This is a genomic window from Amycolatopsis sp. NBC_01286, assembly GCF_035982555.1.
Lineage (GTDB): Bacteria > Actinomycetota > Actinomycetes > Mycobacteriales > Pseudonocardiaceae > Amycolatopsis.
The window spans coordinates 3,335,630-3,355,972 of sequence record NZ_CP108428.1 but is presented as its reverse complement, the minus strand read 5'-3'; the positions used below and the strand labels follow the sequence as shown (position 1 = coordinate 3,355,972).

Annotated in this window: 21 protein-coding genes; 8 read left to right on the top strand and 13 right to left on the bottom strand. The window is 70.2% G+C overall.

Annotated features, from left to right (window positions below; all coding sequences use genetic code 11):
* Positions 1 to 36: 36 nt before the first annotated feature.
* From OG570_RS16350 to OG570_RS16335, 4 genes are all read right to left on the bottom strand, one after another.
* Positions 37 to 1,383, bottom strand: a complete 1,347-nt coding sequence (locus OG570_RS16350; protein WP_326957377.1) for a cryptochrome/photolyase family protein — start codon at positions 1,381 to 1,383, stop codon at positions 37 to 39.
* 65 nt (positions 1,384 to 1,448) lie between these two features.
* On the bottom strand, positions 1,449 to 2,765 hold the full coding sequence (locus tag OG570_RS16345) for a citrate synthase (RefSeq protein ID WP_326944651.1): 1,317 nt from the start codon (positions 2,763 to 2,765) through the stop codon (positions 1,449 to 1,451).
* Positions 2,766 to 2,962: 197 nt separating this feature from the next.
* Positions 2,963 to 3,904, bottom strand: coding sequence for a carbohydrate kinase family protein (locus OG570_RS16340; RefSeq protein ID WP_326957375.1), 942 nt, complete (start codon positions 3,902 to 3,904; stop codon positions 2,963 to 2,965).
* 41 nt (positions 3,905 to 3,945) lie between these two features.
* Positions 3,946 to 4,521 (bottom strand): TetR/AcrR family transcriptional regulator, encoded by a 576-nt coding sequence (locus OG570_RS16335; protein WP_247058349.1) that lies wholly within the window; start codon positions 4,519 to 4,521, stop codon positions 3,946 to 3,948.
* Between the two features lie 104 nt (positions 4,522 to 4,625).
* On the opposite strand from OG570_RS16335, the gene OG570_RS16330 reads away from it, so the two are divergent.
* From OG570_RS16330 to OG570_RS16320, 3 genes are all read left to right on the top strand, one after another.
* Positions 4,626 to 5,765, top strand: coding sequence for an acyl-CoA dehydrogenase family protein (locus OG570_RS16330; protein ID WP_326957373.1), 1,140 nt, complete (start codon positions 4,626 to 4,628; stop codon positions 5,763 to 5,765).
* A gap of 225 nt (positions 5,766 to 5,990) precedes the next feature.
* Positions 5,991 to 6,530 carry a Uma2 family endonuclease gene (locus OG570_RS16325; protein ID WP_326957370.1) on the top strand — a complete coding sequence of 180 codons (540 nt, stop codon included), beginning with the start codon at positions 5,991 to 5,993 and terminating at the stop codon, positions 6,528 to 6,530.
* A 104-nt stretch (positions 6,531 to 6,634) separates the two neighbouring features.
* Complete coding sequence (locus OG570_RS16320) at positions 6,635 to 7,240, top strand: Uma2 family endonuclease (protein ID WP_326957368.1); 606 nt, start codon at positions 6,635 to 6,637, stop codon at positions 7,238 to 7,240.
* Between the two features lie 69 nt (positions 7,241 to 7,309).
* On the opposite strand, the gene OG570_RS16315 is transcribed toward OG570_RS16320, so the two are convergent.
* Genes OG570_RS16315 through OG570_RS16295 form a run of 5 tightly spaced genes read right to left on the bottom strand, consistent with a single transcriptional unit; the run spans position 7,310 to position 11,236 of the window.
* The gene (locus tag OG570_RS16315; RefSeq protein WP_326944655.1) at positions 7,310 to 8,527 is read right to left on the bottom strand and encodes an amidohydrolase; all 1,218 of its coding nucleotides are present in this window, start codon (positions 8,525 to 8,527) and stop codon (positions 7,310 to 7,312) included.
* 45 nt (positions 8,528 to 8,572) lie between these two features.
* A complete protein-coding gene (locus OG570_RS16310) occupies positions 8,573 to 9,301 on the bottom strand; it encodes a hypothetical protein (RefSeq protein WP_326957366.1) in 729 nt (242 codons plus the stop codon).
* 9 nt (positions 9,302 to 9,310) lie between these two features.
* Entirely contained in the window at positions 9,311 to 9,799 is a 489-nt protein-coding gene (locus OG570_RS16305; protein WP_326957365.1) for a GNAT family N-acetyltransferase, read from the bottom strand.
* Positions 9,766 to 10,671, bottom strand: coding sequence for an aldose 1-epimerase family protein (locus OG570_RS16300; protein ID WP_326957362.1), 906 nt, complete (start codon positions 10,669 to 10,671; stop codon positions 9,766 to 9,768). Before OG570_RS16300 ends, OG570_RS16305 begins: the two co-directional genes overlap by 34 nt.
* A gap of 10 nt (positions 10,672 to 10,681) precedes the next feature.
* A complete protein-coding gene (locus OG570_RS16295; RefSeq protein ID WP_326957360.1) occupies positions 10,682 to 11,236 on the bottom strand; it encodes a hypothetical protein in 555 nt (184 codons plus the stop codon).
* Positions 11,237 to 11,357: 121 nt separating this feature from the next.
* Here OG570_RS16295 and OG570_RS16290 point away from each other — a divergent pair, with 121 nt between their 5' ends.
* The 4 genes from OG570_RS16290 to OG570_RS16275 all read left to right on the top strand — a co-directional run bounded on the left by OG570_RS16290 (position 11,358) and on the right by OG570_RS16275 (position 14,641).
* On the top strand, positions 11,358 to 11,936 hold the full coding sequence (locus OG570_RS16290) for a TetR/AcrR family transcriptional regulator (protein WP_326957358.1): 579 nt from the start codon (positions 11,358 to 11,360) through the stop codon (positions 11,934 to 11,936).
* Positions 11,936 to 12,772: an MBL fold metallo-hydrolase gene (locus OG570_RS16285; RefSeq protein ID WP_326957356.1), complete on the top strand. Its 837-nt coding sequence runs from the start codon at positions 11,936 to 11,938 to the stop codon at positions 12,770 to 12,772. The genes OG570_RS16290 and OG570_RS16285 overlap by 1 nt, the downstream gene beginning before the upstream one ends.
* The gene (locus OG570_RS16280; RefSeq protein WP_326944662.1) at positions 12,769 to 13,599 is read left to right on the top strand and encodes an MBL fold metallo-hydrolase; all 831 of its coding nucleotides are present in this window, start codon (positions 12,769 to 12,771) and stop codon (positions 13,597 to 13,599) included. Before OG570_RS16285 ends, OG570_RS16280 begins: the two co-directional genes overlap by 4 nt.
* A gap of 88 nt (positions 13,600 to 13,687) precedes the next feature.
* A complete protein-coding gene (locus tag OG570_RS16275; protein ID WP_326944663.1) occupies positions 13,688 to 14,641 on the top strand; it encodes a hypothetical protein in 954 nt (317 codons plus the stop codon).
* A 32-nt stretch (positions 14,642 to 14,673) separates the two neighbouring features.
* Here OG570_RS16275 and OG570_RS16270 read toward each other — a convergent pair whose 3' ends face one another.
* The 3 genes from OG570_RS16270 to pdxH form a co-directional block, all read right to left on the bottom strand.
* Complete coding sequence (locus OG570_RS16270) at positions 14,674 to 15,216, bottom strand: DUF3558 family protein (RefSeq protein ID WP_326944664.1); 543 nt, start codon at positions 15,214 to 15,216, stop codon at positions 14,674 to 14,676.
* Between the two features lie 25 nt (positions 15,217 to 15,241).
* Positions 15,242 to 16,507 (bottom strand): MFS transporter, encoded by a 1,266-nt coding sequence (locus OG570_RS16265; protein WP_442788318.1) that lies wholly within the window; start codon positions 16,505 to 16,507, stop codon positions 15,242 to 15,244.
* Positions 16,508 to 16,792: 285 nt separating this feature from the next.
* Positions 16,793 to 17,470 (bottom strand): pyridoxamine 5'-phosphate oxidase, encoded by a 678-nt coding sequence (pdxH, locus tag OG570_RS16260; protein WP_247058377.1) that lies wholly within the window; start codon positions 17,468 to 17,470, stop codon positions 16,793 to 16,795.
* A gap of 229 nt (positions 17,471 to 17,699) precedes the next feature.
* Here pdxH and OG570_RS16255 point away from each other — a divergent pair, with 229 nt between their 5' ends.
* Positions 17,700 to 19,373, top strand: coding sequence for a purine-cytosine permease family protein (locus tag OG570_RS16255; RefSeq protein ID WP_247058379.1), 1,674 nt, complete (start codon positions 17,700 to 17,702; stop codon positions 19,371 to 19,373).
* Positions 19,374 to 19,419: 46 nt separating this feature from the next.
* Here the strand turns inward: OG570_RS16255 and OG570_RS16250 are convergent, their stop codons facing one another.
* Positions 19,420 to 20,130, bottom strand: a complete 711-nt coding sequence (locus OG570_RS16250) for a TetR/AcrR family transcriptional regulator (RefSeq protein WP_326944666.1) — start codon at positions 20,128 to 20,130, stop codon at positions 19,420 to 19,422.
* Between the last annotated feature and the right edge of the window lie 213 nt (positions 20,131 to 20,343).

Here is a 20,343-nt window from a genome sequence, read left to right as displayed (position 1 = left end):
GTGAGTGGTAATGAGGGTTCTAACCCTCATTACCACTCACGAGGTGATCGCGCCGTACCGCTCCAAGGACACCTGGCGCTCGTGGGCGTGGTCGACCATCGGCTCCGGGTAGTCCGCGGGGCGGTCCTTCAGCTTGTGGACTGCTTTCCCTGCCACCGGACGCAGTTCCGGCACGTACTTGCGGACGTAGTCGCCGTTCGGGTCGAACTTCTCGCCCTGCGTCGTCGGGTTGAAGATCCGGAAGTACGGCGCCGCGTCGGTGCCGCTGCCCGCGACCCACTGCCAGTTCAGCTGGTTCGACGCGAGGTCGCCGTCCACGAGGTGGTTCATGAAGTGCCGCGCGCCCTGCCACCACGGCAGGTGCAGGTCCTTCACCAGGAAGCTCGCGACGACCATCCGGACGCGGTTGTGCATCCAGCCTTCGGCCAGCAGCTGCCGCATCCCGGCGTCGACGATCGGGTAGCCCGTCTTCCCGGCGCACCACCGGTCGAAGGCCTCGCGGTCGTCGTCGTGGCTCATCTTGTCGAAGCGCTTGTCGTAGTTCTTGCGCGCGGTTTCCGGGCGGTGCCACAGGACGTCGGCGTGGAACTCGCGCCAGCACAGCTCGCTGCGCAGCGACTTCGCGCCGACGCGGTCGTCACCGGCGAGGTCCGCCAGCAGCGTCCGCGGGTGGACGCACCCCCAGCGCAGGTACGGCGAAATCCGCGTGGTGCCTTCACGGTCCGGCCGGTCGCGGTCCTCGTCGTAGGTGTCGACGCCGCCGTCGAGGAAGGCGTGCCAGACGTCCAGCGCGGCCTGCTCCCCCGGTTCGGGCAGCACCGCGGACACGCGCGGCGGCTTCGGGATCTTCAACGACTTCGGCGGCTCGACCCAGTCCACAAGGGACGGTCCGGTGTCCGCGGGCGCGCGCCAGCCGTGCGCGGTCCAGGCGCGGAAGAACGGCGTGAAGACGCGGTACGGGTCGCCGTCCGGCTTGGTGACGCGCCCGGGCGCCACCGCGTACGGCGAGCCCGTCTCGACCCAGTCGATGTTGTTCTCCGCCAAGGCCTTCGCGACCTCGGCGTCCCGGCGCCGGCCGTACGGGCCGGTGTCGGCGCTGACGTGCACCGCGGACGCGCCGATCTTGCGCGCGGCCCGGACCACTTCGGCCGCCGGGTCGCCGCGCACCAGCATCAGCCGGCCGCCGAGCTGCTCGTCGAGCTTCTCCAGGCAGCCGTAGAGGAACGCCGTCCGCACATCGCCGGACGGCTTCAGCAGCGCCTCGTCGAGGACGTACAACGCGAGGACGTGCTTGCTGTGCTTCGACGCTTCCAGCAGGGCAGCGTGGTCGCCCAGCCGCAGGTCGCGGCGGAACCACAGGACAACCGGCGCTTCTTTGGTCACGCCGGACAACGATAAGCGCCCCGCCGTGCCAGTGCACGACGGGGCGCTTATCGGGGTTAAAACGCTCAGCGCTCCGACATCGGGGTGTAGTCCCGCGACGCGTGGCCGGTGTAGATCTGCCGCGGGCGGCCGATCTTGGTGGCCGGGTCGTTGATCATCTCGCGCCAGTGCGCGATCCAGCCCGGCAGGCGGCCGAGCGCGAACAGCACCGTGAAGAACTTCGTCGGGAAGCCCAGCGCCCGGTAGATCAGGCCGGTGTAGAAGTCCACGTTCGGGTACAGCTTGCGCGAAACGAAGTAATCGTCCGAAAGCGCGGTTTCCTCGAGCTTCTTGGCGATGTCGAGCAGCTGGTCGCCGCCCTTCAGCTTGCCGAGGATCTCGTCGGCGGTGTTCTTGATGATCTTCGCGCGCGGGTCGTAGTTCTTGTAGACCCGGTGCCCGAAGCCCATCAGCTTCACGCCCTTTTCCTTGTTCTTCACCCGCTCGACGAACTTGGCGACGTCACCGCCGTCGTTCTTGATGCCCTCGAGCATGTCGAGCACCGCGGCGTTCGCACCGCCGTGCAGCGGGCCGAACAGCGCGTTGATGCCGGCCGAGATCGAGGCGAACAGGTTCGCCTCGGACGAGCCGACCAGGCGCACGGTCGAGGTCGAGCAGTTCTGCTCGTGGTCGGCGTGCAGGATGAACAGCAGGTCGAGCGCCTTCGCGACGTCCGGGTCGACCTCGTACGGCTCGGCCGGGAAGCCGAACGTCATGCGGAGGAAGTTCTCGACCAGGCCGAGCGAGTTGTCCGGGTACAGCAGCGGCTGGCCCACGGACTTCTTGTACGCGTACGCGGCCAGGGTCGGGACCTTGGCGAGCAAGCGGATGGTGGACAGCTCGACGTTCGGTTCGTCGAACGGGTTGAGCGAGTCCTGGTAGAACGTCGACAGCGCGGACACGGCGCTGGACAGCACCGGCATCGGGTGCGCGTCGCGCGGGAAGCCGCTGAAGAACGCCTTGAGGTCTTCGTGCAGCAGCGTGTGGCGCTGTATCTTCTGGGTGAAGTCGGAAAGCTGGGCTTCGGTCGGCAGTTCACCGTAGATCAGCAGGTAGGAGACCTCGATGAAGGTCGACTTCTCGGCCAGCTGCTCGATCGGGTAACCCCGGTAGCGGAGGATGCCGGCGTCGCCGTCGATGTAGGCGATGGCCGACGACGCGGCGCCGGTGTTGACGAAACCGGGGTCGTAGGTGATGTACCCCGTCTGCGCCAGCAGCTTCCCCAGTTCGATCCCGGGCGCGCCCTCGACCGGGTGGACGATCTTGAATTCGTGCTCGCCACTCGGAAGGCTCAGCTTCGCGGTTTCGCCGCCGGACTGCCCCGCAGTCGTCGCGTCGGACATGCAAGTCCCTCTCACGTTGGGCACGGGACGGCGGCGCCTGTAGGTTCCACAGGTAGCCACGTGTTCACGCGAGGAAACACTGGCGCCTCGCTGCACACCGCCCCGCTGGGGTATGAAGAATGCCCCTCTACGCTAGTCGAGAACCCCGGCACCGCGCAGCGGTGACGTTGCCCCTGGTACCCGCTTTGGGACCAGGTTCACACGGTGGATGCCATATCGGCCGATGTGGGCGGCTCCGCGCCACTGCGCGACACGGTGATCGAGGCGGCTTTCGCGGCGAAGGTGAGGGCTTCGCGCCACGCGTCCGCGTCCAGAGAGGCCAGGTCCGAGACCTCGCGGGTGGTCAGCCAGGCCAGCAGCGCCCCCTGCACGGTGTCGCCGGCGCCGATGGTGTCGACCACCGTGACCTTGCGCGACGGCACGTGGGCCACCTCACCTGCGGCGGTGATCACCGCGACGCCGTCGGCGCCCCGGGTGAGCACGACCGCGTCCACACCGGACTCGACCCACGTCTTCGCGGCGGCTACCGGGTCGGCGCCTTCGGTGAGCCACGCGGTGTCGTCGTCGGAGATCTTCAGCAACCGGACGTCCGGCAGCCACGACGCGAACCGGGCGCGGTAGGCGGCCGGATCGGTGATCAGCGCTTCGCGGATGTTCGGGTCGAGCACGGTCAGCACCCCACGGGCGGCCTCGCGCCGCAGCATCGCCTCGTACGCCGACGCGCCGGGCTCGAGGACCATGCCGAGCGTGCCGAGCGAAAGCGCGGTGACCTGCTCCGGCAGCGCGCCGGGGTCGGCGACGAGCCGATCCGCCGTGCCTTCGACGTAGAACGTGTAGTGCGCGGCGCCCTTCGCGTCGAGCGCGACGACGGCCAGCGTCGTCGGCTCGTCGCCGCGCTGCAGCAGCGACGTGTCGACGTCGGACGCGTGCAGCCGCTCGACCATCGCCTCGCCGAAGCGGTCGGTGGACACCCGCGACAGGAACGCCGTCGGCACACCGAGCCGGCCCGCGGCCAGCGCGACGTTGTACGGCCCGCCGCCCAGGCGCGGCAGCAGCGCGCGCAGCCCACCGTCCACAGTGGAGTCCAGGGGGTCACCCGGGACGAGGTCTACGAGAGCTTCTCCGCCTACGACGATCACGCGGCGAGTTTAGAGGAGATTCAACTGACAATTCCTGTCCGCTATTTGTTCAGCCCGCCGAGCAACAGCTCACCCAGCGCGGTGAACGCCTCGGCGTCCGACACCTCGGTGCGCTGGGCGAGCACGCCGGTCTGGATGCCCTCGACGATCAGCCCGGTCATCTCGGCGATGAGCCGGGCGTGGACGTCGCGGAAGACGCCGTCGGCGACACCCTTGTCGATGAACGCGTGGATCCGCTGCGCCGCGAACCGGCTGTTGACCTGGTAGGTCTCGCGCGCCGGGGCGAACTCGGCGATGTCGCGCATGAAGGTCGCCGACGCGCGGTTCAGGTGCTCGGCGACGCCGGCCAGGTACTCGCCGATGAGCTTGGGCGCGTCGTCGATCCCGGCGATCCGCTCCTCGATGCGCGCCGCGGCGCCGCGGAAGAACTGGGCGACGACCTTGACGGCAAGCTGCTCCTTGCTGGGCGCGAGCGCGTAGAGCGTCGACTTCGAGCAGCGCAGGCGGGCGGCGATGTCGTCCAGGGTGAAGGCGGCGAAACCCTCCGCGAGGAAGAGGGCCTCGAGGTCGGCGAGCAGGGCGCGCTGCCTCGCGGTGGGCCTGCGACTGGCTTCCATCGGACCACTATCTCCTACGTCTCACGGCCACCCCAGGCTCGTCGTACTGTACTCTCGACAGACCCACAGTACTGTTTTCAGTACCGTTGTCTGGGAGGACGACCATGCCTGCCGAACGCCTGCTGCCCGATTCGGACGCCGAAGACCTGGTCGCGCTGGCGACCGAGATCGCCCGCGACGAGCTGGCACCCCGCGCGGCCGAGGCCGAGGAGGCCGAGCGGTTCCCGCGCGAGCAGTTCCGGCTGCTCGGCAAGTCCGGCCTGCTGGGGCTGCCGTACGCGGAGCGCTGGGGCGGCGGCGACGTGCCGTACGAGGTGTACCTGCAGGTCCTGGAGGAGATCGCGGCCGCGTGGATGACGGTCGGCGTCGGGCTCTCGGTGCACACGATGTCCTGCTACGGCCTGGCCAACTGGGGCACGGACGAGCAGCGTGACGAGTGGCTGCCGGACATGCTCGAAGGGGGTTTGCTCGGCGCGTACGCGCTGTCGGAGACGCAGGCGGGCTCGGACGCGGCCGCGTTGTCGACCCGCGCGCGGCTCGACGGCCCGGACTACGTCGTCAACGGCACGAAGGCGTGGATCACCCACGCCGGCGTCGCGGACTTCTACACGACGATGGTCCGCACGAGCGAGCAGGACATCTCCTGCCTGCTGGTCGACGGCTCGACGCCCGGCCTCTCGGCGGCGGCGCGCGAACGGAAGATGGGCCTCACGGGCTCCCCGACGGCCCAGCTGAACTTCGACAACGCCGTGGTGCCCGCTTCGCGGCTCATCGGCGCGGAGGGGCAGGGGCTCCGGATCGCCTTGTCGTCCTTGAGTTCCGGACGCCTGGGCATCGCAGCGTGCGCGGTGGGCCTGGCGCAGGCGGCGCTGGACGAGGCGGTCACCTACGCGAAGGGCCGCTCGCAGTTCGGCCGTCCGATCATCGACTTCCAGGGCGTCGAGTTCCTGCTGGCCGACATGGCGGCGACGGTCGAGTCGTCGCGCGCGACGTACCTGGACGCGGCCCGGCGACGCGACCGCGGGATGCCGTTCCAGCGCCAGGCGTCGATCGCCAAGCTGGTCGCCACGGACGGCGCGATGAAGGTGACGACGGACGCCGTCCAGGTCCTCGGCGGGGCCGGCTACACGCGCGACTTCCCGGTGGAGCGGTACATGCGGGAGGCGAAGGTGCCGCAGATCTTCGAAGGCACGAACCAGATCCAGCGCATGGTCATCGCCCGCGAACTGAAGGCCTCGGCGTAGCCCGGCTACCCCGAACCCGCGTGATCCGAGCCGTAACTCGCGTGATCCGGGCCGTGTCCGGCGTGATTGGGGCCGGAACTCGCGGTTCCGGCCCCAATCACGCGAGTTACGGCGGTGATCACGCGAGTCACGGCGGTGATCACGCGGGTTACGGGTTGTCGGCCGGGGTCTTGTAGCCCGGTCCAGCGAAGGCTGTCGCACGGCCGGCACGGATACCGTTACCCCATGTCCGGCCGTCTGCTGTCCGTCGAGGAGTATCGAGCGCTCGGGGAAACCGACCGCGGTTTCACCGAACTGGCGGAAGGCCGGGTGGTGCCGTCGCCCGGCGCCGGCCGGAGGCACAACATGGCCGCGTGCCGGCTGGCCGGACAGCTCGAACGGCAGTTGCCGCGCGATCTCGCCTTCGCCCTCGGCATGGACTTGGATCTGCAGCTGGCACCGCACGGCGAGCCCGGCTTCTCCCGCCGCCCGGATCTGCTGGTCTTCGACCGGGCCGCGGTCGCGCGCGCCGGCGACCTGATCCGCGCCGACGAGGTGGCCGTGGTCATCGAGATCGTGTCGCCGGGCTCCCGGCGCACCGACTACCGGGTCAAGCACGACGAGTACGCCGACGCCGGGATCCCGCACTACTGGATCGTCGACATCGGCGAGCCGGTCTCGCTCGCCGCCTGCCGCGGCTACCAGGACGCCGCCGCGGTCACCGGGACCTTCGCGACCGACGTCCCGTTCCCGGTCAAGCTCGACCTCGACGCCCTGCTGTCGTGAATCTTCGCTCGATCGAGGCAGAAGTGTCCCACGCAGAGTACGGATACGGTTACTCATGGTTGCACTTGAGCCGTGAGACAATTCCGGCGACGTGAGGAGATGCTGTGATTGCACTTTCCCAGCCGGAGCCTGCTCGCCGGTGGGAGATCCCCGATCACCTGCTGACGATCGAGGAGTACGCGGCGCTCGGTGAAACCAGATCAGGTTTCACCGAACTCGCGGAAGGCCGCGTAGTGATGTCACCCAGCCCCAAGCCGAGACACAACCGCGCGATCTACCGGCTGGTGGCACAACTCGAAGCACAGCTTCCGGACCACCTCGACTTCGTTCCCGACACCGACGTGGATCTCGGTCTGGCCCCTTCCGACAAGCCTGGCTTTTCCCGTCGACCCGACTTGCTGATCGTTGACAAGACCGCGATCGCGCGCGTCAACAAAGACAACGACATGCTCCGGGCCGAAGAGGTGGCCATCGTCGTCGAAATCGTGTCGCCGGGTTCGAGACGCACTGACTACCAGGTGAAGCACGACGAGTACGCCGATGCCGGCATCCCGCACTACTGGATCGTCGACATCACCGAGCCGGTCTCACTCGTCGCCTGTCACCAGGCTGGCGAATTCGGCTACATGGACGCGCCCGCGGTCACCGGGACCTTCGCGACCGACGTCCCGTTCCCGGTCAAGCTCGACCTCGACGCCCTGCTGTCGTGAGGTGAATAGACGGACGACACGCTGGAACCGCCCGGTAACCGGCGTGTCGTCCGTCCGCTCTGGGGACGGTCAGCGGGACTCGCGGTACCGGCGGTCCGCCGATACGCCTTCGCCCAGCTGCTCGTCGAAGTGGTACACCTCGGCGCCGCGGACGAAGACCCGCAGGGCGCGGTTCATCACGTCCAGCGGGTCGCCGGACCAGAGGACGACGTCCGCGTCCAGGCCCGGCTTCAGTGAGCCGATCTGACTGTCCAGACCCAGCATCTCAGCTGGGTTGACGGTCAGCGACTTGAGGGCCGTGTGCGGGTCGAGGCCGTCCTTGACCGCGAGCGCCGCCTGGTAGACCAGGAAGTTGATCGGGATCACCGGGTGGTCCGTGGTGATCGCGATCTTGACGCCGGCGCGGGCCAGGATGCCCGCGGATCGCAGCGTGCGGTTGCGCAGCTCGACCTTGGACTTCGTGGTGAACAGCGGCCCGAGGATGACCGGGACGTCGCGCTCGGCGAGCAGGTCCGCGATCAGGTGGCCTTCGGTGCCGTGGTTGATCACGAGCTTGTAGCCGAACTCGTCGGCGAGGCGGATCGCCGTGACCATGTCGTCCGCGCGGTGGACGTGCTGGTCCCAGTACAGCTCGCCGTCGAGGACCTTGGCCAGGACCTCCTGGGTCAGGTCGACCTCGTGCGGCTTGCCCTCGGCGGCCGCGTGGTCGCGCTTCGCCTGGTAGTTGCGGGCCTTGGTGAACGCCTCGCGCAGGATCGCCGCGACGCCCAGCCGGGTCGACGGCGTCTGCTTCTTCTCGCCGTACACGCGCTTCGGGTTCTCGCCGAGCGCGCTCTTCACGCTGACGTGCTCCGCGAAGACCATGTCGAGGATGCTGCGGCCCCAGGTCTTGACGCCGATGGTCTGGCCACCGATCGGGTTGCCCGACCCGGGCTTGATGACGACGCTCGTGACGCCGCCGGCCAGCGCGTCGTCGAAGCCGGGCTCGTACGGGTCGATGCCGTCGATGGCGCGGAACCGGGCGCCGTTCGGGTCGGTCATCTCGTTGGTGTCGTTGCCGGACCAGCCTTCGCCGTCCTCGTGGACGCCGAGGTGCGCGTGGGCGTCGATGAAGCCGGGCAACACCCAGGTGCCGGCCGCGTCGACCAGTTCGGCGTCCTCCGGGATGTCGACGTCGGCCTCCGTGCCGATCGCGACGATCTTGCCGTCGTCGATCAGGACCGTGCCGTTGTCGATGGGATCACCGTCGATGGGGACGACGTAGCCCCCGACAATTGCCTTCGCCATAGTTCGCCACGCTAACGAACTGGTCCGGGCAGGCGCGAGCCGGGCTCAGCTCGCCAGCAGATCGAACGCGAAACCCACGACGACCAGCAGGACGCCGATGACGCGCAGCGACCGGTCGGGCTGCGGACCGCGCAGCAGCACGAGCGGCGGCCGGACGAACAAGCCGTAGACGACCAGCGGCCAGGCCCGGGCCAGCAGGTTCAGGCCGAGCGAGATGCCGGTGAAGACGGCCATGAGCGAGAGCGGGAAGGTCAAGACGACAACCAGAATCGCCACCCACCAGGGCAGGTCCTGCTCGACGGATCCGCCGTCCCACGCTGAGCGGGCCCAGATCGTCAGGGCCCACATCAGCGCCGCCCAGACGAGCACGACGGTCACCAGGATGCGCTTGACCCGGCGGGTCTCCGCGTCGAGCGGTTCGCGCTTCGGCTCGCCGGTCCGCCCCTCGATGCGCCGTTCCTTCATCTGCTTCGGCCGGATGTAGTCGGCCAAGAGGTCGCGGTAGGCGGCCCGGAAGATCACCCGGCTTCGGCGCCAGGTTTCGGCGAGCGTCTGCCGCTGTCCCTCGACCGGCCTCGCCCGCAGCCGCTCTCCCCACCCCGTGATGCGGGCGACGCCCACGATGTCGATGATCGCCGCCAGGCCGCCGGTGAACTGGCCGAGCTTGCCGAACCGGCCCCACCACAGCACCGGCAGGCCCCACAGCCGGAAACCCGCCACGGACCGGCCGTCGAACCACAGCCCCCAGGCCTGCCAGAACGAGACCGTCTGCACCGCAGCAGCCTACGGAACCCGTGCCTTCTCCAGGTGCACCAATTCGTGGTTGTTCTCCGGCGTCCGGTGCGTCTCGCGGTAGCCGTGCTTCGCGTACATCCCCAGCGGCCCGACGCTCTTCGACCCGGTGAACAGCCGGAACACCGTCACCTCCGGCGGGGCCGCCGCCTCGGCCGCGAGCAGCAGCCCGCCGCCCAGGCCGGCGCCCTGCCGGTCCGGCGCGACGACCAGCCGCGTCACCAGACCCACGTGTCCCGTCACCGTCAGCCGCACCGACGCGAGCAGCCGGCCGTTCTCGCGGAAACCCCACGAGAGGCATGACTCCAACGCCGTCCGCGCCTCCGCGAGGGTCTCCAGCAGCGGCGGCAGGTCGAAGTCGTCGTGCGCGCGGGCTTCGGTGACGTACGCGGCGCGTTGCAGCGTCAGCACTTCACCCGCGTCGGCGACGCCCAGGCGAAGCGGCTTCACTTGACGCGGATGCCCCAGCTGCCGGACCACGACGTCGCCGGCTCCAGCTCGACCAGGTCGGTGCCGGTGTTGAGCGCGTCGGCCGGGCAGGTCATCGGCTCGATCGCCACCGCGCGGCCGCGGCCGACCAGATCGTCCGGCGTGAAGACCTGCGCCCAGTGGAAGTCCGGGCCGGTCCAGACCAGCAGCTGCTGGTCGCCGTGCGCGAGGACGAAGTGGTGCAGCCCGTCGTCGGCCGTCGTGAGACCGCCGAACGCCGTGTCCAGGTCGACGCCTTCGAGGACACGCCCGACGCGGAAGTCGAACTCGGTGCCCTCGACGTCCTGCTCCGGCGCGTACGGCATCTGCTCGTCGCCGAGGTAGGGCCGGACGCGGCTCGCGGGCAGGGTGAGGGTCAGCTCGTCGGTCGGGACGTCGCCGATCCGGAAGTACGGGTGCGTGCCGACGCCGACGCCGATCGGCTGCTCGCCCTCGTTGCGGATCTCGTGCGTGATGGTCAGCTCGCGCGGCGCGAGGTCGTAGGTGATCGTCGCGCGCAGCGGCACCGGCCAGCCCGGCTGCACCTCGACGTCGACGGCCAGGGTGATCGACGACTCGGCGTGCTCCAGCAGCTCCCACTCGAGGTGGCGGGTCAGGCCGTGGATGGCGTTGCCGCGCGCCTCCTCGGTGATTTCGAGCTGCTGCTTCTCGCCCTGGAACGTCCACTGGCCGGCCTTGGTCCGGTTCGGCCAGGGCAGCAGCACCTGCCCGGCGCCCTTCGGCGGCTTCGCGTCTTCGGCGAACTCCTCGACGTACGGCACTCCGCCGACTTCGAACGCGCGCAGGCCCGCACCGATCTCGGTGACGACGGCGCGCGCGTTGCCGCGGGTGATCTCGAACTGCTGACCGGTCGGGTTGCCCATGCGGACGACCTTACCGAGGCTGCGGGACGACCTTGATGCCCAGCGCCGCCGCGTCCGCCAGCAGTTCGGCCAGCACCGCGCGTTCCCGCTCGGTCCAGTCCCGCTCGGCCACGTCGACGTCGAGCACCGGCGGAGTCGGCTCGGCGTGCACCGCCGCGGCCAGTGCGGCCAGGAACTCGCCGGGCCCGTCGTCGGGGCCGAGCACCGCGAGGACGATGCCGTCGAGCTCGGCGGGGATCCACAGCCGGGGCCCGAGGACCCGGACGAGTGTCCTGACCTGAGCCGAGACGACTACGCTCCGTGTACCCAGGTCGCTCTCGCCGACCTCCAGTCCGAGGTCGGCGAGAGCGGCGCGGACGATCTCGACGTCGACCGGATCGGCGCCGTACCGCTCGGCGAACAGGTCTCGTCCGAGAGTGCCCGGACCCGCGATGAGCTGGTCAGGGATTGACGAACGCCGACGCAGCACCAGCGTCACGGTGACGCGCCGCCGCGAGCTGGCGGCGGCCCGGGGCAGCGCTCGGCGAACACCACCCGGCAGTGCGACGAACTCGGATTCGCTCACGCTTAGTGATGCTGCTCCGCCGGTACCCGGTCAGACCAGCGACCTCACCCGGATGGCCGTAGCCGAACTTTTCAGCGTTACTCACTAGACCGGTCGTCATAGTTTGAGTTACGGTCGTCCCATGGTTCGCCGCACCGACACGCGGCAGCGGATGCTCGAGACCGCCGCCGACCTGTTCCACTCGCAGGGCTACCACGCCACCGGCCTCACCCAGCTGACGACGGCCGGGGGCGCGCCGAAGGGGTCGCTCTACTTCCACTTCCCCGGCGGCAAAGAACAATTGGCCGCCGAAGCCGTCCGGCTGTCGAGCGAACGCACCGGCGCGCTGCTCCGCGCCGTCGTCGCCGACGCCCCGGACGTCGTGACCGCGGTCGACCGGGTCGTCGACGCGCTCGCGAACTTCCTGACAGAGTCCGACTTCCAGCGCGGCTGTCCACTCGCGACAGTCGCGTTGGACGCCGCCGCCGAGAGCGAGCCGATCCGCGAAGCCTGCGCGGACGGCTACTCGGACTGGCACGACATCCTCACCGCGTACCTGGCCACCCAGGGACTCGGGCAAGAGCGCGCGGACGAGCTGGGCACCATCGTGCTCGCCGCCGTCGAAGGCGGGCTGCTGCTGGCCCGCACCCGCCGCGACGTCGCCCCGCTGCGGGCCGTCGCCGCCCACCTGCACGCCACCCTCGAACGGGAGTTCTCCTGATGCGCGTCCACCACCTGAACTGCGGGACCATGCGCCCGCCCGGCGGCCGGCTGGTCGACGGCCGGCCCGGCCTGTTCCGCCGCGCCACCATGGTCTGCCACTGCCTGCTCCTGGAGACGGCCACCGGGCTGGTGCTGGTCGAGACCGGCACCGGCACGCCGGCCGCCGTCGACCGCGAGGCCTGGCTCGGCGCCGGGTTCGTCCGGCAGTCGAACCCGGTCGCGGATCCGGCGTTGCCCGCGATCGCGCAGATCCGGGCGCTCGGCTTCGACCCGGCGGACGTCCGGGACATCGTGCTGACCCACCTCGATCTCGACCACGCCGGCGGGCTCATCGACTTCCCGTGGGCGCGGGTGCACGTCTACGCCGAGGAGCTGCGGGCCCTGCAGTCGCCGCGTGACGCCGCGGAACGCGGGCGGTACCGGAAGATCCAGTTCAGTCACGGTCCACAGTGGACGTCCTATCCGGACACCGGCGAACCGTGGTTCGGCTTCGACGCCGTCCGGCAGCTGGCCGGCCTGACCGACGAGCTCCTGCTGATCCCGCTCGGCGGCCACACTCGCGGGCACGCCGGCGTCGCCGTCGACACCGGGAGCGGGTGGCTGCTCAACGCGGGCGACTCGTACTTCTTCCACGGCCAGGTCGACCCGGCCGCGCCGCACTGCCCGCCGGGCCTGAAGTGGTTCGAGGGCCGGATGGAGACAGTGAAGGGCGCCAGACTGGACAATCACGCCCGCCTGCGACAGCTTGTTCAGGAGCACGGCGACGAGGTGACCGTCTTCGCCGCGCACGACGAGACCCAGTTCCTCCGGCTGAGCACCAGGAGCAGCGTATGAAGGTGCACCACTTCAACTGCGGCACGATGCGCCCGGCGGGCGGCAAGCTGCTCGACGGCGAACCCGGGCTGCTGCGGCGGGCGGAGCTCGTCGCCCACTGCCTGCTGATCGAGACCGGCGACGGCCTGGTGCTGGTCGACACCGGGTTCGGCACCCAGGGTGTCGCCCAGCCGGGCAAGTGGCTGGGCCGGCCGTTCATGGCGATGGTCGGCGCCCGGCTCGAAGCGGCCGAGACGGCGGTCGCGCAGATCGAGGCGCTCGGCCTCGACCCGGCCGACGTCCGCCACATCGTGCCGACCCACCTCGACGTCGACCACGCCGGCGGGCTGGCGGACTTCCCGAACGCGGTGGTGCACGTCCGCACCGAGGAGCAGCGCGCGGCGACGGCCCCGTCGAACGCGGCCGAGAAGAACCGCTACCGCGCGGCCCAGTTCGCCCACCGTCCACTGTGGAGCACCTACGACGAGACGGGCGAGCCCTGGTTCGGCTTCGACGCGGTCCGGTCGCTGAAGGGCCTGCCGGAGGAGATCCTGCTGGTCCCGCTGACGGGCCACACGCTCGGCCACAACGGCGTCGCGATCGACACGGGCAACGGCTGGCTCCTGCACGCGGGCGACGCGTACTTCTTCCACGGCCAGCTCGACCCGGTCGCCCCGCACTGCCCGCCGGGCATGACGGCGTTCCAGAACATCGTCCAGACGAAGCGCGACGCCCGCCTGGCCAACCTGGCCCGGCTGCAGGAGCTGGTGAAGGCCCACCAGGACGAGGTGACGGTGTTCTCGGCCCACAGCCCGGTGGAACTGGCCGCCCTGCGCCGTCGTGAGTGAGAAACAGTGTTAGAACACTGTTTCTCACTCACGACCGGGAACCGGACGATCGCCCGCCGCATCTGAGCCGTGGACTTCGGGAGGCTCGATGGTGGGGAAGGCTCGGTGGGGCGTCGCGCTGCTCGCCCTGCTGGTGGCGGCCTGCGGGGGCGGCCCGCCGGTCGCTCCCGCCGTCGCGCCGGTGCCGGCGCCGCTCGATCTCTCCGGGGTGGTGCTGCTCCAGCGCAACCCCGGCCACGACGACGTCGTCTTCGCCGATCCCGCCACCGGCGTCGTGAAGACCACCCTGCCGCTGCCCGGGCGCGACACCTCGCCGACCCGGTTCGACGGGCCGGCCAGCAAGCTCGACCTCGTCTCCCCCGACGGGCAGTACGCCACCCTCGAGTCCGGCGGCGGCGTCGACGTCTTCAAGCTCGACCGCCGCGGGCGGCGCTACGAACGCACCGGCACCGTGGCGGGCTTCCGGAACCCGCGGTTCGGCCCGATGGGCACGAAGCTCTACTTCGACGACGGCAGAGCCGTCTACTCCACCGACTACACGCGGCCCGGCCAGAACACCGAGGAAGCCGGCCTCGTGCCGCCGGACGACCCGCTCGACCCGCGCGTCCAGGCCTGGTGGCCCGACGCGCAGGGCACGGTGCTGACGTGGAAGGACGTCCGGCGCGCCGGCGGCCTGGCCTACCTGACCGACTCGTCGGGCGCGATCGGCTACGCGACCTACGACGACGCGGGCACGCGCTACTACTTCGTCACCGCGCTCGACGCCGTCACCGTGCTGCTGTACGCCGTCGGCGGCACCGACGCGCACGGCGCGCTCGCCCGGCTGAAGGTCGACGACGGGGTTCCGCAGGTCACCAAGCTCGTCGACCGCGCGGAGCCGCGGATCGGCAAGGCGGCCGCCGCGCCGGACCGGGCCACCGTGCTCTACCAGACGACGCAGGGCGAGTGGTTCGACTCGCCCACCACGCCGGGCGCGATCACGCGGCCCGCGTTGAAGCAGCTGCCGGCGGCCGGTGAGCGCCAGCTCGTCGGCTGGGCCTGAACCCGGAGCTACCGGGGCCCCCGGATGTCAGCTCAGTTGCTCGCCGCGAGGGCGGCCTTGACCAGCGGCGCGAGCTGTTCCGGCGTCATCTTCGCCGGGCCGGTGTAGTTGATCAGCACCGGCGTCCCGGACACCAGCTCGGCCGCGGCGAGGGTGGCCGTCTTCTGCTCGTCGACGTAGTAGACCGCGCCGTCCGGGAACCCGGCGACGTCCTGGGCGCCCGGCTTGGCCTTCTTGATCGACGCGACCATGTCGGCGGGCTTGGCCTGGCGGCCGTCGTACCGCGTCACCGCGAGCGCGCCCGCGGCCTTGTCGTCGAGCTTGTACTCGCAGGTGCGGGCCTTGCCGCCGCTGGTCGCGTTGTCCTGCACCGGTCCCGGCACCGCCGTGAGGTTGTCCAGGAACAGCGCCTTCGACACGGCCGCGGCCGGCAGCAGCGCGCACGGGTCGAGCGCCGCCGCGGCGGCGTTCGTGCTCGGCTTGGGCGCGGGCGACGACGAGCTGGGCGCCGGCTTGTCCTCGGCGGAGCAGGCGGTCAAAGCGGCAAAAGCGACCAAAGCGACTGCGATACGCATACTTTGCACAGTAGCCGGAAGCGCCCTAAGCCGTCGGCGCCCGGTACCGCCAGAACGCCGGGAGCACCAGCATCGCGGCCAGGACCAGCACGATCACCAGCAGTCCGCCGACGGTCGCCGTGACTTCGGTGCCGAACGCGGCGGCGCCCCAGCCGTGGGTGAGGTCGGCGATCCGCGGGCCACCGGCGACGACGACGGTGAACACGCCCTGGAGCCGGCCGCGCATCTCGTCGGTGGTGGCGGTCTGCAGGATCGCCATCCGGTAGACCGCGCTGACCATGTCCGCGGCGCCGGCCGCCGCCATGAAGAGGACCGCGAGCCACAGCGAGTGCGCGAGCCCGAACCCGGCGACCGCCGCGCCCCAGGCGCAGATCGAGATGACGACCGCGACGCCCTGGCGGTGGATGCGCGTCAGCCAGCCGGAGAACAGCCCGATCAGCATCGCGCCCGCGGGCAGCGCGGCGTAGAGCCAGCCGAGCGCCGGGCCGCCGCCGGGCGGGTCGCCGAAGGTGCGTTCGGCCATCTCCGGGATCAGCGCGCGCGGCATGCCGAAGACCATCGCGATGATGTCGGCGACGAACGAGGCCAGCAGGATCTTCTGCCCGGCGAGGTAGCGGAAGCCGTCGACGACGTCGCGGACGCCGGCGCGGCGCGACGGCCCGTTCAGCGGCGGGATCGACGGCAGCCGCCAGACCGCGAAGAGCGTGATCGTCAGGGCGACGACGTCGATCAGGTAGAGCGTCGAGAGGCCGAGGACGGGGATCAGCGCACCGGCCATCAGCGGGCCGAACACGGCGCCGAACGTCGACATCGTGCTGCTCAGCGCGTTCGCCGACGGCAGCAGCTCGGGCGGGACGAGCCGGGCGACGACCGCGCCGCGCGTCGGCATGTTGATCGCGAAGAACGCCTGGTTGACGGCCAGCAGGGCGAGCACCAGCCACACCGAGCCGAAGTTCAGGAACGCCTGCAGCCAGAGCAGCGCGGACGTGATCGCGACCCCGACGTTCGTGACGAACAGGAGTTTCCGCCGGTCGACGGCGTCGGCGATGGCGCCGCCCCAGAGCCCGAAGACCAGCAGCGGGACGAGCGCGACGAGCCCGGAGAGACCGACGTACGCCGACGAGCCGGTGAGGTCGAAGACCTGCTTGGGCACGGCGACGGCGGTCAGCTGGGTGCCGACCGCGGTGACCACAGTGGACAGCCAGAGCCGGCGGAAGGCCGGGATCTTCAGCGGCCGGGTGTCGACGATGATGCGACCGAGAAGCCCGCGGATGCCCGTGCGGGGCGGCAAGGTCCCCCGTTGATCACTCACAACCAATGAGCTTAGCTCGGCTAACTATCCCCGGTCGCGTGATTTTCGTCGCCGCGGCCGGCGAGCACCCCCCGCCCTCTCCGGGGGTTCGGCCCCGCACCCAGTTTATCGGCACCCTCCGACGGGACGCCGGAAAAGCCGTCTCCGGGGCCCGGTTGTCCACATCACGGCCGGGGTGGGGACAACCCGGCCGTGACGGCCGGCGTCGACGCCGGAACGCCGAAGGGCCCCCGCCGCGGCGGGGGCCCTTCGAAAGATCGACAGCTACGGCGCGACGCGCTCGATGTTCCAGCCGTCCTCGTGGCGCATGTAGCGGAGGCGGTCGTGCATGCGGTCCTCGCGGCCCTGCCAGAACTCGACGAGGTCCGGCCGGATCCGCCAGCCGCCCCAGTGCGGCGGGGCCGGGATCCGCTCGACGTCGGCGAAGCGCCGCTCGATGCCGTGCAGCGCGGTCTCCAGGGCGCGGCGCCCGTCGACGACGCGGGACTGCGGGGACGCCCAGGCGCCGAGCTGCGAACCGCGCGGCCGCTGCGCCCAGTACTCCGCCGTCTCCTTGACGCCGACCTTCTCGACCTCGCCGCGGACGTGGACCTGGCGGTGCAGCGGGTACCAGGGGAACGTCACCGACGCGTAGCGCGTCGCGGTCAGGTCGTGGCTCTTCGACGAGGTGTAGTTCGTGTAGAACACGACACCCCGTTCGTCGAGGCCCTTGCACAGCACGGTGCGGGACGACGGGCGGCCTTCGGCGTCCGCGGTCGCCAGCACCATCGCGTTGGGTTCGGCGATCCCGGCGGCGACGGCCTGGTTCAGCCAGCCCTGCAACTGGTCGGTCCACGTGGCCGCCAGCGCCGACTCGTCGAACGCGGCGCCGTCGTAGGCGACGCGCATCCCGGGCAGGCGTACCACGGCGTCTTCCACCTTGTCCTCGATCTCCGGCATCATCGCCAAACCTCCGTACCCGGTCGGGGCCCTGACACTTGGGTCCAGGTGACGTTAGGGCCTCGCGAGCTGCAGCGGAACCCACTGAACGGTGACTCCCGACACGACTTCGCCGCCATCGTCACGTAACCGCCCGTCAGCAAGCGTTTACGCCCGCGTTACCTCCCGGACCGGGATCGATAAAGGACGCGTCTATCTTTCGGCCCGTTCCCCACCACCCCCGGAGGCAGGCATGACCGAGATCCTGTCGAACGCTGAAGAAACGGCCCCACCGAAACGCCAGTACGCACCACTCGCGGCGAATGAGAACCGCGAGGACTACTCACTGCGCTTCGCCGCTCATTCGTTCCGGAAATGGTCACCGTTCGTGGTCGCGACGACGGCGCTGGGCGGCATCGCCTACCTCGCCGACTTCGCGATCGGCGCCAGCATCGTGCTCTCCTACGGCTTCACCTCCGGGGTGCTGGCGATCCTCGCCGCCGCCGTCGTCATCTTCACGACCGGCGTGCCCATCGCGGCCGCCTGCGCGAAGTCCGGAGTGGACATGGATCTCCTGACCCGCGGAGCCGGCTTCGGCTACTTCGGGTCGACGCTCACCTCGCTCGTCTACGCGAGCTTCACGGTCATCTTCTTCTCGCTCGAAGGCTCGATCATGGGCCAGGCCTTCGAGCTCGCCCTCGGCATCCCGCTGGCGGTCGGTTACCTGCTGGCCACGCTGATCGTCCTGCCGTTCGCGCTCTACGGCATGGGCGCGGTGGCGAAGATGCAGACCTGGACGCAGCCGCTGTGGCTGGCCGGCCTGGTGCTGCCGTTCATCGTCGTGCTGGTCCGCGAGCCGGGCCGCTTCGCCGACTTCGCGGCCTTCGGCGGCACGGACGGCGCCGGGTCCGGGTTCTCCGCGATCGGGTTCGGCTTCGGCATGGGTGTCGCCCTGTCGCTGATCGGGCAGATCGGCGAGCAGGCCGACTACCTGCGGTTCATGCCGGAGAAGACGGCGGAGAACAAGCGGGCCTGGTGGACCGCGGTGCTCGCCGCCGGGCCCGGCTGGGTGATCCTCGGGGCCGCGAAGCAGATCGGGGGCGCGCTGCTGGCGTTCCTCGCGCTCGGCGTCGTCGGCGAGACGGCCGCGCTCGAACCGATCGCGCCGTACGTCGAAGCCGTGAAGCCGGCTCTCGGGCCGGTCGCGCTGACGTTCGCCGCGCTGTTCGTCGTCGTCTCGCAGATCAAGATCAACACGACCAACGCGTACTCGGGCTCGCTGTCGTTCGCGAACTTCTTCTCCCGCGTGCTGCACAAGCACCCGGGCCGCGTCTGGTACGTGCTGGTGAACTGCGGGATCGCGCTGGCGCTGATGGAGTTCGGCGCGTTCGGGTTCCTGAACAAGATCCTGGGCTTCTACTCGAACGTCGCGATCGCCTGGATCGGCGCGGTGTGCGCGGACCTCGTGATCGCGAAGCCGCTCGGGCTCTCGCCGAAGTACATCGAGTTCAAGCGGGCCTACCTGCACAAGATCAACCCGGTCGGGTTCGGCTCGATGCTCGTCGCCTCGACGGTGTCGATCGCGGCGTACTTCGGGGCCTTCGGGCCGTTCCTGGCCGCGTTCAGCCCGCTGCTGGCGCTGGTCATCGCGATCGTGCTGGTGCCGACACTGGCGGTCGTGACGCGCGGGAAGTACTACCTGGCCCGGCCGAACACGGTCGCCGGGCCCGACCAGGACGTCGACCTGCGGGCGACGTACACCTGCTCGGTCTGCGGTGATCCGTACGAACTGCCGGACGTCGCCGACTGCGCGAAGCAGAGCGGGCCGATCTGCTCGCTGTGCTGCACGCTCGACAACAGCTGCCACGACCTGTGCCAGACGACGGGTCCGGTTTCGCTGGGCATTCCCACAGCCCGCCAGGCGTAACGTCCGTGAAGGCCCGTTACCGGCGTCCGCCGCCGGTAACGGGCCTTCACGTTGGCCGGGTTCCCCCCGGATCCCCCTCCCGGCTCGACTGTTCCACGTCGGCCGCGGCACCGCGGTTGCCCTCGATGTCCAAGATCTTTTCCGGCCGCATGATGGCCGACAGCATCATCGCGCGGAACTCCGCGCCGATCTCTTCGACCGGCAGCGGCGGGTCGTGCGCCTGCCATTCGCGCAGCAGCCCGGTGCCCGCCCCGACCAGCGCGATCGCCGTCAGCCGGTAGTCCCGCACGGGCACGACGCCGTGCTCCGCGGCGCGGTTCGCCTCGGCGGCGATGAAGTTCGCCCAGCGGTCGACCCACACCTGGTGCTGCGCCTCCAGCTCGGCGCTGACGCCGACCGCTTCGACGTAGTTGAGGCGCGGCATCCGGGGATCCACGGTGACCGTCGCGATGAAGACGTCCAGCAGCTTCGAGATGCGGGTGAGCGCGTCGGCGTCGGCGACCTTGTCGAGCTCCGCGGTGACGTGCGCGAGCGCCAGGCTGTTGATCTGGTCGTGGAGGGTGCGGAGCACGTCCTCCTTGCTCGTGAACTCCTCGTAGAAGTTCCGCGTCGACACGCCGGCCCGCGCGCACACCTCGGTGATCTTGGTGTGCCGGAAACCGGTGGAGGTGAACAGCTCGAGCCCGGCCACGAGCAGCCGTTGACGGCGATCGGCACGACGTTGCTCGGGCGCGACCCCGCCGTACGTGCGAGCCACCGGTTCTCTCCTCCTTCCGAGGGATTGCCAGATCCTACCCGGGTGAGTAAATTGTGAAAATCTTCGTTACCAGAGGACCTGCGGTCTCGGTCGTCGCGTACGACACCGAGCCTGCGCGCGCACGGTATCGAGAACGAGCGCATCCCGCTCGCGCAAACGCTTTCGCGAGGCCGGCGCCGGTACTCCCCGGCCGATCCGGCATTCGACAACTTC